The organism is Iodobacter fluviatilis (genome assembly GCF_900451195.1).
Taxonomy (GTDB): domain Bacteria; phylum Pseudomonadota; class Gammaproteobacteria; order Burkholderiales; family Chitinibacteraceae; genus Iodobacter; species Iodobacter fluviatilis.
The window spans coordinates 162,640-176,529 of sequence record NZ_UGHR01000003.1 but is presented as its reverse complement, the minus strand read 5'-3'; the positions used below and the strand labels follow the sequence as shown (position 1 = coordinate 176,529).

Genomic DNA, 13,890 nt, shown 5'->3' with positions numbered 1-13,890 from the left:
TAAAAGCCGGCCTGTCTTTGCTCATCTGCTGCAAAAAAAAGCGTTAGCACTGTTTTCAGGTAGCTGCACCTGCGATTTATCCCCTATTGTTAAATTATCTTAAACGCATAAGATTAGTAAAAGCTTATGTATCGGTACAAACCTGACCGGCTTGTAAATGACAGTGACAACTTTAGGGTTTATAAAAATGAATAAATTTTTGCTTGCTTCGTTGTTTGCATTAAGCAGCCTAGCGTCTCACGCTGACTTGTTAGATACGATTAAAGCCCGTGGATCTATGGTGGCCGGTGTTCGTGCCGATATACCGCCATTTGGCCAAAGAAATAAAAACCAGACTGTTTCTGGCTACGATGTGGATTTTGCGGGTGCGATTGCTAAGAAATTAGGTGTAAAGCTTGTAGTGCAGGATTTAGATCCAAATGAGCGTATTTCTGCGGTCAAGACGGGCAAGATTGATATCTTGGTTGCTACGTTTACCAAAACAGCCGAGCGTGAGCGCGAAGTTAACTGCAGTAATGGCTATTTTGTTGCTGCACAAAAAGTTTTATCAAAGAAGGGTAAGTTTCCTTCACCAGAATCCCTAGCAAAAGCCAATATTGGCGTAGCTCGTGGAACAACAGGCTCAGATTTGGTACGCAAGCAGTATCCAAAGGCAACGGTTATTGCTTTTGATGATATTCCTGAAGCGGTGCGTTTTTTAGAAGATGGAAAAATTGATGCCGTGGTGGATGACGAGCCTTCACTGGCACGCTCTTTAAGCAAGATGTCCAATAAGACTCAGTTTGAATTGTCCAGCTATGCAAACGCCACCGAGATTTATGCCATCGCCGCTAAATTAGGTGAAAAGCGTTTGATGAATCTGATTAATGAAACGCTGATCGAAATGGAAAACACCGGTGAGGCAGAGCGAATCTTTAATCAGTGGTTTGGCCCGCAAACGGCAACACCATTTCCACGTACTTTTAAAATTCGTGGTTAATTTAACAACACCACGCATTCTTTTGTAAGTTTTACTTGTAATATTATTGTTGTAATTTTGTAACAAATGCCCGTCAAAAGTAAGTGAAACTGCTTATTGTGCTGCTTTTGAATGTAAGCACAGTTAAGGGTGTTCCACAGTTGGTGATTACCACAGTATGACTGTCGTTGTGAAAGGGCTTTAAGATTAGTTATCTCTAATCTGATACGGCAATGATGTGCTGTTTATTGCCTGGAGCTTTGTATGCAACGATTACTTTTGGCGGGTTTACTGAGCATGATCAGTGTGTTGGCGCATGCTGATCTACTGGATAAAATTAAAGCGCGTGGTACGTTGATTGCGGGCGTGTCTGCAGATGTTCCGCCATTCGGGCAAAGAAATAAAAATCAAACTGTTTCAGGTTATGACGTGGATTTTGCAGCGGCTATTGCAAAAAAGCTAGGTGTTAAACTGCTGGTGCAGGATGTAGATCCAGCTGAGCGGATACCCAGTGTAAAATCCGGCAAAGTAGATGTGATTGTTGCCGCATTTACCAAAACGCCTGAGCGTGAGCGTGAAGTGGCCTGCAGTATTGGTTATTTTGTTGCCTCGCAAAAAGCCTTGAGTAAAAAGGGCAGATATCCCACTTCAGAATCTTTGTCTAGGGCGCGAATTGCTGTTTCCAAGGGGACTACAGGCGAAGATTTGTCCAGAAAGCTCTATCCCAAAGCCAATGTTGTGGCTTATGCGGATGTTTCTGATGCCGTTAAATCATTAGAGCAGGGCGCTGTAGACGTGGTGATGGATGACGAACCCACTTTGGCGGGTGCTTTGAACTCTATGACTGCGAAATCACATTATGAATTGTCGAGTTTTTCAAATGCCACAGAGATTCTTTCTGTAGCGGTGAAACTGAATGAGAAACGCCTGCTTAATCTGGTTAATGAAACATTATTAGAAACCGAAAAAAGCGGCGAAGCAGAGTTGATTTTTAATCGCTGGTTCGGGCCACAAACCAATACCCCATTCCTGCGGACCTTCCGTATTCAAGGCTAAATACTCCTTAACGTGGGCAGCTCTGCCCACGTTTCTTTTGCACGTCTTATTTGCAATCCCCTAGCCGCCTAGCGCTGCCTTTTACTGTCATTGTTTTATCCTGAGCTTTGATCTGATGTTCGAACTGATAGCTGTCTCTGGCCGGGCTGAATTGAATGACGCTGTGCATGGCTGAAGGCTGTGGCTGATGGCATTGCATATCCATGATGACCGTATTGCCGCTATTGCTGATTTTGGGCATGTCGCAATTTTTCTGCTGCTTGTGCACCATCAGCTGCCAGCTGGCTTCTTTGTCTTTGGATAAGCAGGACGACATGATTATGTTTCCAGCTTTAGGATCAAAGCGCATATTGGGCTGCTGCATTTGTTTCAGCATTTCCGGCTTCATCTGGCTCATCATTGCTTTTTGTTCAGGTAGCATTTCACTGGTGATTTCCCATTGTCCTAGCTGGGGCACGGGCCCGGCAGCAAAGGTTGCAGAGTTTATAAAGAGAAGGGCGTAAAAGAAGCGCATAACGATGCTCCGCATATGGGATAAATCGTTATAGACGTGCAAAGGCCGCTCACCATTAAAAATAGGCGAATGGGTTATGGTTGTGTGTGATGTGAACCGGAGTAGATTTGTGCAGAATAAATAAGGCAACCCATAAATCAGGCTGAAAGCGGTTCTGGCGGCTGAAAAACAAAAAGCCCAATCCGAAGATTGGGCTAAATGCTTAATATACTTGGTGGGTCGTGCGGGATTCGAACCTGCGACAAACGGATTAAAAGTCCGCTGCTCTACCAACTGAGCTAACGACCCGCTCTAAAGAGATGCGGATTATAGCGTATAAATTTCAATTGTCAAACTGTTTATAAAAAATAATTTTGCTGATCTATTTTTTAAGGCTGGTCGGGCGTTGTTTGTGGGCTGACTGATGGAAACTGCAGTATAAAACGAGTGCCTTCGCTTGGAGGGCTTTGCACCGTAATTGAGCCGCCAAATTGCTTATTGATGATATTGAATACAATATTCAACCCCAGCCCGGTACCGCCTTGGCCACGTTTAGTTGTAAAAAATGGATCAAATATTTTACTGATATGCTCTTGCGAAATTCCTTTGCCATTGTCTTTGAAACTCATATTCACAAGTTCCCCGTTTTGCTCAGCGCTGATTACAATTTGCCCCTGTTTTTCCGGGGTAAAGGCATGGGCTAGCGCATTCATTGTGAGGTTGGTAATGACCTGTGCCATCGCCCCTGGATAGCCCTCTAAAACAATCTCAGCCGGGCAGTTTACCGTGACCTGTGCATCATTTTGTTTGAGGGCAGGGTGCAGGCTTGAAATGACTTCATCGATATACTCTTTTAATTTATATTCCCGCCGCAGCTCGCTGGTCTGATCGACTGCCACCTGTTTAAAGCTTTGGATTAGTGTGGCAGCCCGTTCCGCGTTGCTCATAATCAGTTGGGATGTTTGTTCTGCTGTTTCGATATAAAGCATGACCGAAGATTTTCGAATTGCACCATCACTCATCGCATTTTTGAGTTGCGACGTTGCATCGCTGAGTACAGAGGCGCTGGTCAGTACAATTCCAACAGGTGTATTGATTTCATGGGCTACCCCGGCGACTAAGCTGCCCAGACAAGCCATTTTTTCTGATTGAAGCAAAGATGCCTGAGCCGCTTGCAAATCGGTATAGGCTTGTTTGTTGGCTTCTTCTGCTTGACGGCGGCGGCCCATAATGCGCTTGAGTTTGCGCTGAGTCTGGTTGAAGCCTTGAATGACTTCACTAAATTCGCTGAGTTGTGTCTCAGCCAGCTCTTCTGCTTCATCGCTATCATGGCGTGATAAAGCGAAGAGGGCATCGCGCAACTGAGCCAGAGGGGTAAACACCATTCTTAAGCTAAAAGTAAAGGCAAGCAGCAGGATAGAGTCTATGACTAAGATTTCCAGTGTTCTTCGCCAGATATTGGCGCTCAGGGCCGCGTCAATGTACTCCCTAGAAAAATAAACCCTTACTTCTCCCAAGCGTGTGCTTTTGCTCGTGCTATTTGAGGCGTCTGTATCACGGTAAAGTGGCAGGGTGACATGAATTCCCTGAATGACTGTCCATTGGTTTGTAATTTGCTTGTTTGAGTTTTTTTGTACAGAAGCAAATCGCTCACCATCAGAATCCACGACTAAAATACCACGCACTTCTTCGGGGAGTATTTCAGCGCTCAGTATTCTTTGCGCGGATGCAGGGCTTAGATCCCATAGCGGCCGGGGCAAGCTAATGGTGAGCCGGGTTACTGTTTCTTTTTGCAATTGCTCAAAACGCAACTCCAGCTCACGGGAGAGCAAACCCTGAGCATAAATGCCAAATGCAGCCAGGATGGATGTGGTCATCACGATAAATAACACAATGAGTCGAATCCGAATCGAATACATAGGCGTTATTGTTCCGGAATAAAATCAGCGATTAACCTTTGAGGACGGGCTAGGGATGTTTCTCCCCTAGCGCAACCAAGTCTTTGTTTAAATGTATAAGTCCGTTACGGCGGCTGCAAAATGGACAGACATATTATAAAGGTATGCTTTTTGATCAGGGGCGTGTGCTATATAAGCTGTTTGGCTGGTGTAAGCGGTGGTGTCAAGAATCCGGGGCAGAGGGGGTCAGTGCTCAAGCGCTGATTGATGGAGGTACAGGAGTATGTGCAGGAAGCAGGCAACAAAAAGCCCAATCTTTTGGATTGGGCTAGATATCACATCTAATTATGGTGGGCTGTGACAGATTCGAACTGTCGACCTACGGATTAAGAGTCCGCTGCTCTACCAGCTGAGCTAACAGCCCTGAACACACATTGAGTGAGAAGAGTGGTGGGTCGTGCGGGATTCGAACCTGCGACAAACGGATTAAAAGTCCGCTGCTCTACCAACTGAGCTAACGACCCGCTCTCACTTCAGAGAGGACGCATTGTAATGGATTGAGATTTTGTGTCAAGCCTTGTGAGGAATTTTGCGGCCGTAATCAGCATGATTTGTTGTTTACTCTATGATTTTAATAAATATTTTTTATTGTGCCCTTGTACAGATATTGTATCTGTTTTTTTGATTTCCTTTCCCCTGTGCTGTTTTATACAGGTAAAAAAATCGTGAATTTATGCAAAAGTGTTATTGCGGCAAGTTTATAGAAACACGGTAAACTTAAGTTTTCTTGAATTGGATAATCGTCATGCGCTTGCTGCATACCATGCTCCGTGTGGGCAATCTTGAACTATCTATTCAGTTTTATATCGAAGTGCTGGGTATGCGTTTATTGCGCCGCACAGACTTCACAGAAGGCCGTTTTACGCTGGCGTTCTTGGGTTATGAAGATGAAGCCAGCGGCACAGTGCTGGAGCTTACCCATAATTGGGATACCGAAAAATATGATCTGGGCAATGCTTACGGGCATATTGCGATTGAAACAGATGATATTTATATGCGCTGTAATGATGTGCGTGCAAAGGGCGGCAAGGTTGTGCGTGAGCCAGGCCCTATGAAACATGGCAGCACCATCATTGCTTTTGTTGAAGATCCGGATGGTTACAAAATCGAATTTATCCAAAAATGAAAAAACACTTATTTTTATTAGCCTTAAGCTTAATACCAGGATTTGCTTTAGCCGCAGATTTTGATGGCGCCACATTAAGCTTGGCCTGGGCCTTGCCTTTTGTAGGTATATTGCTTTCAATTGCGCTATTTCCTTTGTTTGCACCTCATTTCTGGCATTGCCATTTTGGTAAAGTTGCTGCTTTCTGGGCTGCATGTTTTTTACTGCCGTTTACCATGGTCTTTGGTGTGCCTGCTTCGCTGGGAGTGATTGCACACGCAATGATTGAGGAATATATCCCTTTTATTTTGATTTTGTTTGCCTTGTATACCATTTCGGGCGGGATACTGGTTTGGGGAAATCTGCATGGCTCGCCAAAGCTTAATACAGGTCTTCTGGCATTAGGCACGGTACTGGCTTCGATTATGGGAACAACAGGCGCTGCCATGCTGCTGATTCGCCCTTTGATTAAGGCGAATGACAACCGCAAGCATAATGTGCATGTGGTGGTGTTTTTTATTTTCCTGGTGGCTAATATCGGTGGTGGTTTAACCCCTCTGGGTGATCCGCCTTTATTTCTTGGTTTTTTAAAAGGTGTGGATTTTTTCTGGACCTTCAGCCATATGTTGCCTTTAGTCGCTTTTGCTGCGGCTGTATTGCTCACTGCGTTTTATTTTATTGATAGTTATTATTTCAAAAAAGAAGGCGTATTGGATATTGATAAAACCAAAGATAAGCCGATTAAAATCCATGGAAAATTCAATTTCTTTCTGATTGCCGCCGTCGTGGCTGCTGTCGTGATGTCAGGAGTGTGGAAACCTGGTATTAGCTGGCATATTGCAGGCACAGAGCTGGCGATTCAGGATTTAATGCGGGATCTTATTTTGCTGGCATTGGCACTGGTTTCTTTGAAATTTACACCTAAGCCCGTACGGGCAGGCAATGATTTTAACTGGGGCCCTATTTTAGAAGTGGCAAAGTTATTTGCTGGTATCTTTATTGTTATGGCCCCGGCCATTGCCATCTTGCGTGCAGGCGAGGCAGGGCATTTAGCGCCTCTGGTTAATACCGTGAGCAATGCCAGCGGTGGCCCAGTTGATTATATGTATTTTTGGATGACGGGTTTGTTATCCGCCTTTCTGGATAATGCCCCGACTTATCTGGTGTTCTTTAATCTGGCTCATGGCGATGCTGTGCAAATGATGGGGCCAATGGCATCCACGCTGCTGGCTATTTCTGCAGGCTCGGTATTTATGGGGGCACTGAGCTATATCGGTAATGCGCCTAATTTTATGGTGAAAGCCGTTGCTGAAGACCGTGGTATTAAAATGCCAAGTTTCTTTGGTTATATGGCCTGGTCTTGCGCCATTTTATTACCATTATTTGTGTTAATGACTTTAGTATTTTTTAGTCATTCGTTTTAAATAAAAGACCCCGCTGTTTTGCAGCGGGGTCTTTTATTTCCTTGTCATTCTCAGCCTGTTTTCGGCTTTATTGCTTTAATGTTTGTTTAAGCTCCGCATCCATCCGAGCAATTTCTTGCGTGGTTTTGGCCCTTTGCTGGCCGCGCTGTTCTGCTAATTGTATTTTCTGCCTGATCATATCAATTGTTTTATCCTGCACGTGCTGCAGTGTACTAATATCCACGGCCTGCCTTTGCAAAGCGGTTTCTGCACCAATTACATTGTCGTGGATTTGATCCGCTGCGCGTTTCATGGACGACTGAATTTGGTCTTTAACGCGGTTACTGATTTCTAAATTGGCTTTTTGGCGCAGGCTGAGTAAGCCCATACTGATATCGGTACCCCATGCCGGAATCGCGTTTTCTAGCAAAGAGCGAAAATCATCGGTAATCCCGCGGTTTGCGTCTTCCAGTCCCTTAATTTGAAATGCACGCAATTTTGCCTGATGAATTTGCAGCTCGATGGTTTCTGCCCTGCGTGTCAGGCGATCCACCCTTTGTCTTTGCCCTGCGATCAGCATAGGGTCATTGGGATCAAGTGCATCCAGCTTTTGCTGCTCTTCGGCCAGTACAATGTTGATGGCGGGCAGGATTTGCTCCAGTGCGCGCATATCGGCCAGATTGGCTTCATAAGCGTTGCTCAGCCACTGGTTATCCGTTTCCATGACGCGCAGGCGAGTTCGCATATCGTTGCAAATTTTGTCGATTTGCCCCTTTGCGCTGTCAAAAGCCTGCACAACATCTACTTTGGCGACGTTCAGTGTGCGCTTCAGTCGGTTAACCAGCCCGTTCAGGCCGCTGGGCTCGCCAAGCTGATCGTAGTGCACGGTGGTCATCAGTTTGAGCACATCATTCATACCCCGGCCAAAGTCGCCGGTATCGCTGGCTCGTGTTTTAGCCAGCAGCTGATCGGATAACTGGACCAACTGCTGTGTTTGCCGGTTGCCGATTTCCTCGAGTTGCTCACTGCCCAGTTGGCGTATTTGTGCAAGTAAAGCTGGATCTGCGGCCGGAGTGGCTATCTGGACAGGTTGAATGACGCTTAAAGGTGCATTAACGGGCTGATTCAGATCGACGGGCAGCGGGCTAGGGCCCGGTGTTGGGGTGCCAAACAAGTCTTTGTATTGCGACATGGTAATCCTCAGAGTTTTTGCTGAATATCAACCACCAGCAGAGACAGAAAGTGGCCCCGCCAATTTTCAATATCAAGCAGCTGTTCATCCAGTTGGGCTGTGAGCTGCCGTGTGGATGCGGCTTGCAGGGACAAAATATGGGCTTGGGTCAGGATGCGGCTGAGCAGCTGATCTTCCGCAGCCAATACAAGCAGAGCATCTTTTTTTAAAACATCAGCCAAACGATCCAAGTAATCAGTCTGGCGCAGTAATTCATCAATATCATTCTGTAAAAATAAATCCGGTTTTAATTCCTGCCGCATAAATAATTGTAATTGATCGATTAATGCATGTGCGTGTGCCTTATCTGGGGCCTTTTTGCCAAACAATAGGCTGCGTTTGGGGCTGATGGCTGCCTGCAGATCATCAGCCTGACGCTTTGCTTCAGTAAAGAGGGTGTTTAACAGATTTTCACGGCTCTTCACCGACTGAGTAAGGTCGATGACACGGTGCATCAGCTGCTCGCTGGCCTTAATTAATTCTGCATAGCGCAGATTGACGCCTTCGGTGCTGGCAATTGTTTTGGGTGCGGTGGAGAGTGCTTTGTCAGCCTTGATTTCATCAGGCTTGGCAGGGGGTGTTTGGCCAGCAAACAGATCCGCCAGATTTTCGCTTGCAGGGGCTGTTTGAGGCGCTTTTGGCTCCCCAAACAGATCGCGCATTGGGGCTGCAGGAGCACCAAATAAATCGCGATACCCAGACATAATCAGCCTTGATAGCCAAATAGTTGGAAGAAATCTGGCAATTCTTTACCCGGATAGCCTTGGCTGACGTTTTCGACGGTCCAAACCTGATCTTTTTTACGAATGCTGGTAAATAAGCAGCCGGTAGATCCTGCATCCAGCGAAGCCAGTTTCGCTTCGGCCAGTAATTCATTGCTTTTATTATTGAAGATTTGCATTTTTGCATCGGCCACTTCGGCAAAGCTTTGCCCGCGTTCTATGGCTTTATCTATGGTGCCAACAATGGCGATCAAATCGCAATTGCTGGGCAGGGCATTAAAGTGAATCAGAATCACTTCATCAGGGCCATCGCCATCCCCGGTACGATCGTCTCCTGCTAGGTGTTCCATGGAAGGGGTTTTTTGCTGGCCCCAGTAGCAAATATGATCAACTTCGGTGATTTTCCCCAAGGGGCCGCCACCAGTGCTGTTGAGGGGGAAGCAGCTGGCATCTAAATCGTAGTTGCTTTTGCTGGTGTTTTTGGGCGGCGACCAAGACAGCTCAAGGCGTACTTCTTGTAGTGGAGCATTGTTTTTAGTGAGCGGTAAGCTACCGCCTTTTGTCATAGGGAGCATCTTCTATCCTTACTGGGTTTTATTGAATTTTAATCAGCTATTTTGCAACATATAAGTATCTGGTTCAGCTTTTATATTCTGCCGGTAATTGCTCAAACCAGCGTTTGAATTCTGTATCAAAAATACGGTCGTAAAGCTGATCAGTAGAGAGATTTGCTAATTCAGTTAAGCGGTGGAATGTACATCCTTCAACTTCATTCGCCGCTTTTTGCATCAAATTAAACTTTACCTTTTTATCAGAGTTTGCACCAATCAATACGACAAAAGTACCAATTTTGGCGAGCTCTTTTAATTGAGAAATAAAGTTTGGGGCCGAGCCCATATCTTCGCCATCTGAAACAAATAATACTAAGAATGCTTCTTTCTTTTCTGCCGGGGTTTTTTTACCAAAACCAAACAGACCTTTAAGCATGCCGCCCAGTGTTTGCTCCATTGCCTTGCTTTTTAGCAATGCTTCCAGTGCTTTGGCATAGTCGGTTGAGCCCCATAAAATGGGTTTGGCTCTGTTTAAAAAGTCGGTACGGACTTCTGTTTCGGTATCAACTGAATAATCGCCGGTATCTAAAGCACGATCTGAAAAGCCAATAATTTGAATATTGCGGTCAGGGTCGATCACCCCTGCAATTGCAAGCGCTGCCGTAAAAAATGGATCAACAATATAGCCGCCGGCAGGAAGCTTTTTTGTAAATTCATCTTTAAATGAGCCACTTACATCAGCAAATAATTTCATGTTTATTTTAAAGCTGGGCGGTACATTTTGTTTTTGTAAGATCAGGCGAACTTTATCCTGCTCTTTTGCCATGGGTAAACTCATCTGTTGCTCCAGTGGAAGATAGTAAGAAGGGGCAAGCACGATCGTGCTAAAAGTTTCTTATATATATGAGCTGTGAGCTCAGGCTTGCTCAGCTTATAAAGAGCTGTGTGCAGCAGGGGGCCCAAACTCTATTACTTTAGCCTTACGTTATATCGGCAAGTTACCGGAGCAATAAACAAAGAGCAAGTAAGGTATGGAGCTGGTAGAGTCGTATCAGGCCAGTGGGTTTTCTTGTGAAACTAGGAAGTAATCATTACTCGGATGTATAAAGTACCGTTCCGTGTGTGCAGGGCAGCTAAATATTTCAAATGACAAGGGTTTAGCACTGATTGACGGAAGAAAAATAATGCTGTTTTGTGCCTCTGCACGGGAATATGCAGAATAATATATCTGAGATATGCATATAAATATGCAATTAATATTAATTTAAATATATATATTTAATAAATATATGCAAGTGTTTTTGTAAAACCATTGCTTTGCAGGAAAACTTGCTAAGAATAATATTTGTTATAAAATAAAGCGTTATTTTTTAGCCTATGAATTAATCCTGTTTTGTACTCAGGATGATGGATGATAATAACTAGTAATTTGGTATTATTTGCTGCTCAGGATCATTCCCGGAACAAAACAGCCTGAAGATGGTCTTGTATAAGGTGAAAAACTTATTGTGTTCGACTTCTGACAGATTTGATTTTTGTCATACAGCCTTAAATAGCAATCATGTACAGTAGTTTCAACAGATGAAATTCTTAACGATTTACTGATTAGCAACTCTCAACGAGGTGTTCCGTGACTCAACAGCTATCTCCTGCACAAATCAACAAAATGCACGCTTACTGGCGTGCGGCTAACTACCTCTCAGTTGGTCAAATTTATTTGTTAGATAATCCGCTTCTGACCGAGCCACTGAAGTTTGCTCACATTAAGCCTCGTCTGTTGGGCCACTGGGGTACAACACCTGGTCTGAATTTTATTTATGTTCATGCTAATCGCGTAATTAAACAACGCAAAAGCCCAATGATTTATATCACTGGTCCTGGCCATGGCGGCCCGGGTTTGGTGGCCAATACTTATCTGGAAGGCAGCTACGAAGAATTTTATCCACATATCGACCGCACTACCGCCGGTATGCAACGTCTGTTTAAGCAATTCTCCTTCCCACGCGGTATTCCTTCGCACGTAGCACCGGAAACTCCGGGCTCGATGCATGAAGGCGGCGAGTTGGGTTATTCGCTTTCACACGCTTTTGGTGCGGCATTTGATAATCCAAACCAAACTGTTATCGCTGTTGTGGGTGATGGTGAGGCTGAAACTGGCCCGCTGGCTGCATCTTGGCACTCCAATAAATACCTGCACCCGGTGAATGACGGTTTTGTACTGCCTATCTTGCATCTGAATGGCTACAAGATTGCTAATCCAACCTTGCTGTCACGTATCAGCCACGAAGAAATCACCAAGATGTTTGAAGGTTTTGGTTATAAGCCACACTTTGTTGAGCTGAAAACCGAAACATTCAATGAACAAGACGAGTCATTTACTGAGATCCACCAAATCATGGCTGCGACCATGGATCTGTGTATGGCCGAGCTGGATGCGATTCGTGCTAAGGCACAGGCAGAAATGGATGCCGGCCAGCCAATTACCCGTCCACGCTACCCAATGATTGTGATGCGTACTCCTAAGGGCTGGACTGGTCCTAAGGAAATTAAAGGCAAGAAAGTTGAAGATTACTGGCGCAGCCATCAAGTGCCGTTCTCTGATATCGATGAAGAAAACGTCCATAACTTAGAAAACTGGATGAAAAGCTATCGTCCGACCGAGCTATTCAATACCGATGGTTCGTTTAAGGCAGAGCTGGCTGAATTAGCACCAGAAGGCGCATTGCGCATGGGTTCTAATCCAGTGGTGCATGGCCAGGAATCTAAAGACCTGCGCATGCCGGATTTCCGCAAATATGCGGTTACATTCGATAAGCCTGGTACTGTAAACGCCGAAGCCACTCGCGTGATGGGTAAATTCCTGCGCGATGTGATGGACGAGAACGAAGAGCAAAAGAACTTCCGTATCTTCGGGCCGGATGAAACTGCATCCAACCGCTGGAACGATGTGTTCGATGTGTCGGGTAAAACATGGTTTGCTGATTACCTAGAAGCAGATAAAACCAATGATTACCTGGCGCAAGATGGCCGTGTAATGGAAATCTTGTCCGAGCATACATGCCAAGGCTGGCTGGAAGCGTACAACTTAACGGGTCGTCATGGCTTCTTCAGCTGCTACGAAGCGTTTATCCATGTGATTGATTCGATGTTTAATCAGCACGCAAAATGGCTGAAAACAACACGTACTATCAACTGGCGCAAACCTTTGCCATCGTTGAACTACCTGTTGACATCGCATGTATGGCGTCAGGATCACAACGGCTTCTCACATCAAGATCCAGGTTTCCTTGATCATGTGATCAATAAACGCGCTGAAGTGATCCGTGTTTACCTGCCAGCAGATGCCAACACCCTGCTCAGCGTAACTGATCATGTGTTACGCAGCCGTCACTATGTCAACGTAGTGGTAGCCGGTAAGCAGCCAGCGTTGCAATACCTGACTATGGATCAAGCGATTACTCATTGCACCAAGGGTCTGGGGATTTGGGACTGGGCGTCGAATGATCAAGGTGGCGAGCCTGATGTAGTCATGGCTTGCGCGGGTGAAGTACCGACCATGGAAGCATTGGCTGCAACTGATTTGCTGCGCCAGCACTTCCCTGATCTGAAAATCCGCTTTGTAAACGTTTGCGATCTGATGACCTTGCAGCCAGAAGAAGAGCACTCACATGGCTTGTCTGACCGCGAATTTGATTCCATCTTTACTGCGGATAAGCCAGTGATGTTTGCTTTCCACGGCTACCCATGGCTGATTCACCGCCTGACTTACCGTCGCAATGGTCACAGCAACATCCATGCGCGTGGTTATATCGAGGAAGGCTCAACTTCTACACCGTTTGATATGGTTGTAGTGAACAAGCTGGATCGCTTTAACCTGGCAATTGATGTGATTGATCGTGTACCTGCTCTGCAAAAGATCGGCGCACATGTTCGTCAGAAGCTGTCGGACAAATTGGTAGAACACAGCCAATACATCGCAGAACACGGCGACGATATGCCAGAAGTTAAAAACTGGAAGTGGGCTTATTAATTAGCGGTGTTTAGCTACAAAACCCACGAAAACCGCTCCTCTGATGGGGAGCGGTTTTTTTTGGGTGGGATCTTTTGTAGGGCGGGTGAAACCCGCGAGCCATGTCGAATAAATACGCGGGTTTCACCCCATAAGCGCCAACCAAAACAAAAAAAGCCCTTTTAGTGCCTTCGACACGTTGATTTTGGAGCGGTGGCCACCGCGGGGGCCTCACTTTCTTGAACGGCCAAGAAAGTAAGCAAAGAAGGCCGCCCCACGAAACACGAAGGCCCCTGCGCTGCGGACAATCGAGTCGGCGGCAGGCGGGATTGGCTCGTTCCTCGCTCCGGCGTGTTTCAAGGGGTCTTTAAAAAGCCCTACGCAGAGAGCGTGGTTATTGTGCT

The 13,890-nt window shown here is 45.7% G+C and carries 11 protein-coding genes and 3 tRNA genes; 5 read left to right on the top strand and 9 right to left on the bottom strand.

Annotated elements, in window-relative coordinates:
* The first annotated feature begins 187 nt into the window (after window positions 1–187).
* Both DYD62_RS16135 and DYD62_RS16130 read left to right on the top strand, forming a co-directional pair.
* Window positions 188–979: a transporter substrate-binding domain-containing protein gene (locus DYD62_RS16135; protein WP_165928701.1), complete on the top strand. Its 792-nt coding sequence runs from the start codon at window positions 188–190 to the stop codon at window positions 977–979.
* 243 nt (window positions 980–1,222) lie between these two features.
* Complete coding sequence (locus DYD62_RS16130) at window positions 1,223–2,014, top strand: transporter substrate-binding domain-containing protein (RefSeq protein ID WP_115228456.1); 792 nt, start codon at window positions 1,223–1,225, stop codon at window positions 2,012–2,014.
* Window positions 2,015–2,060: 46 nt separating this feature from the next.
* On the opposite strand, the gene DYD62_RS16125 is transcribed toward DYD62_RS16130, so the two are convergent.
* The 5 genes from DYD62_RS16125 to DYD62_RS16105 form a co-directional block, all read right to left on the bottom strand.
* Window positions 2,061–2,528 carry a DUF3617 domain-containing protein gene (locus DYD62_RS16125; RefSeq protein WP_172476520.1) on the bottom strand — a complete coding sequence of 156 codons (468 nt, stop codon included), beginning with the start codon at window positions 2,526–2,528 and terminating at the stop codon, window positions 2,061–2,063.
* A gap of 212 nt (window positions 2,529–2,740) precedes the next feature.
* Window positions 2,741–2,816: transfer RNA gene (locus DYD62_RS16120), tRNA-Lys, on the bottom strand.
* 80 nt (window positions 2,817–2,896) lie between these two features.
* Complete coding sequence (locus tag DYD62_RS16115; RefSeq protein ID WP_115228454.1) at window positions 2,897–4,426, bottom strand: sensor histidine kinase; 1,530 nt, start codon at window positions 4,424–4,426, stop codon at window positions 2,897–2,899.
* Between the two features lie 327 nt (window positions 4,427–4,753).
* Window positions 4,754–4,829, bottom strand: a tRNA-Lys gene (locus DYD62_RS16110).
* A gap of 24 nt (window positions 4,830–4,853) precedes the next feature.
* Window positions 4,854–4,929, bottom strand: a tRNA-Lys gene (locus tag DYD62_RS16105).
* 281 nt (window positions 4,930–5,210) lie between these two features.
* Here DYD62_RS16105 and gloA point away from each other — a divergent pair.
* Window positions 5,211–5,591: a lactoylglutathione lyase gene (gene gloA, locus DYD62_RS16100; RefSeq protein WP_099396583.1), complete on the top strand. Its 381-nt coding sequence runs from the start codon at window positions 5,211–5,213 to the stop codon at window positions 5,589–5,591.
* Window positions 5,588–6,994 carry a sodium:proton antiporter gene (locus DYD62_RS16095; RefSeq protein WP_115228453.1) on the top strand — a complete coding sequence of 469 codons (1,407 nt, stop codon included), beginning with the start codon at window positions 5,588–5,590 and terminating at the stop codon, window positions 6,992–6,994. Before gloA ends, DYD62_RS16095 begins: the two co-directional genes overlap by 4 nt.
* Before the next feature lie 67 nt (window positions 6,995–7,061).
* On the opposite strand, the gene DYD62_RS16090 is transcribed toward DYD62_RS16095, so the two are convergent.
* From DYD62_RS16090 to DYD62_RS16075, 4 genes are all read right to left on the bottom strand, one after another.
* Complete coding sequence (locus tag DYD62_RS16090) at window positions 7,062–8,165, bottom strand: toxic anion resistance protein (RefSeq protein ID WP_115228452.1); 1,104 nt, start codon at window positions 8,163–8,165, stop codon at window positions 7,062–7,064.
* 8 nt (window positions 8,166–8,173) lie between these two features.
* Complete coding sequence (locus DYD62_RS16085) at window positions 8,174–8,908, bottom strand: hypothetical protein (protein WP_115228451.1); 735 nt, start codon at window positions 8,906–8,908, stop codon at window positions 8,174–8,176.
* Between the two features lie 2 nt (window positions 8,909–8,910).
* The gene (locus tag DYD62_RS16080; protein WP_115228450.1) at window positions 8,911–9,501 is read right to left on the bottom strand and encodes a TerD family protein; all 591 of its coding nucleotides are present in this window, start codon (window positions 9,499–9,501) and stop codon (window positions 8,911–8,913) included.
* 64 nt (window positions 9,502–9,565) lie between these two features.
* On the bottom strand, window positions 9,566–10,315 hold the full coding sequence (locus tag DYD62_RS16075; protein ID WP_115228449.1) for a VWA domain-containing protein: 750 nt from the start codon (window positions 10,313–10,315) through the stop codon (window positions 9,566–9,568).
* A 792-nt stretch (window positions 10,316–11,107) separates the two neighbouring features.
* On the opposite strand from DYD62_RS16075, the gene DYD62_RS16070 reads away from it, so the two are divergent.
* Window positions 11,108–13,507, top strand: a complete 2,400-nt coding sequence (locus DYD62_RS16070; protein WP_233702959.1) for a phosphoketolase family protein — start codon at window positions 11,108–11,110, stop codon at window positions 13,505–13,507.
* Window positions 13,508–13,890: the final 383 nt, after the last annotated feature.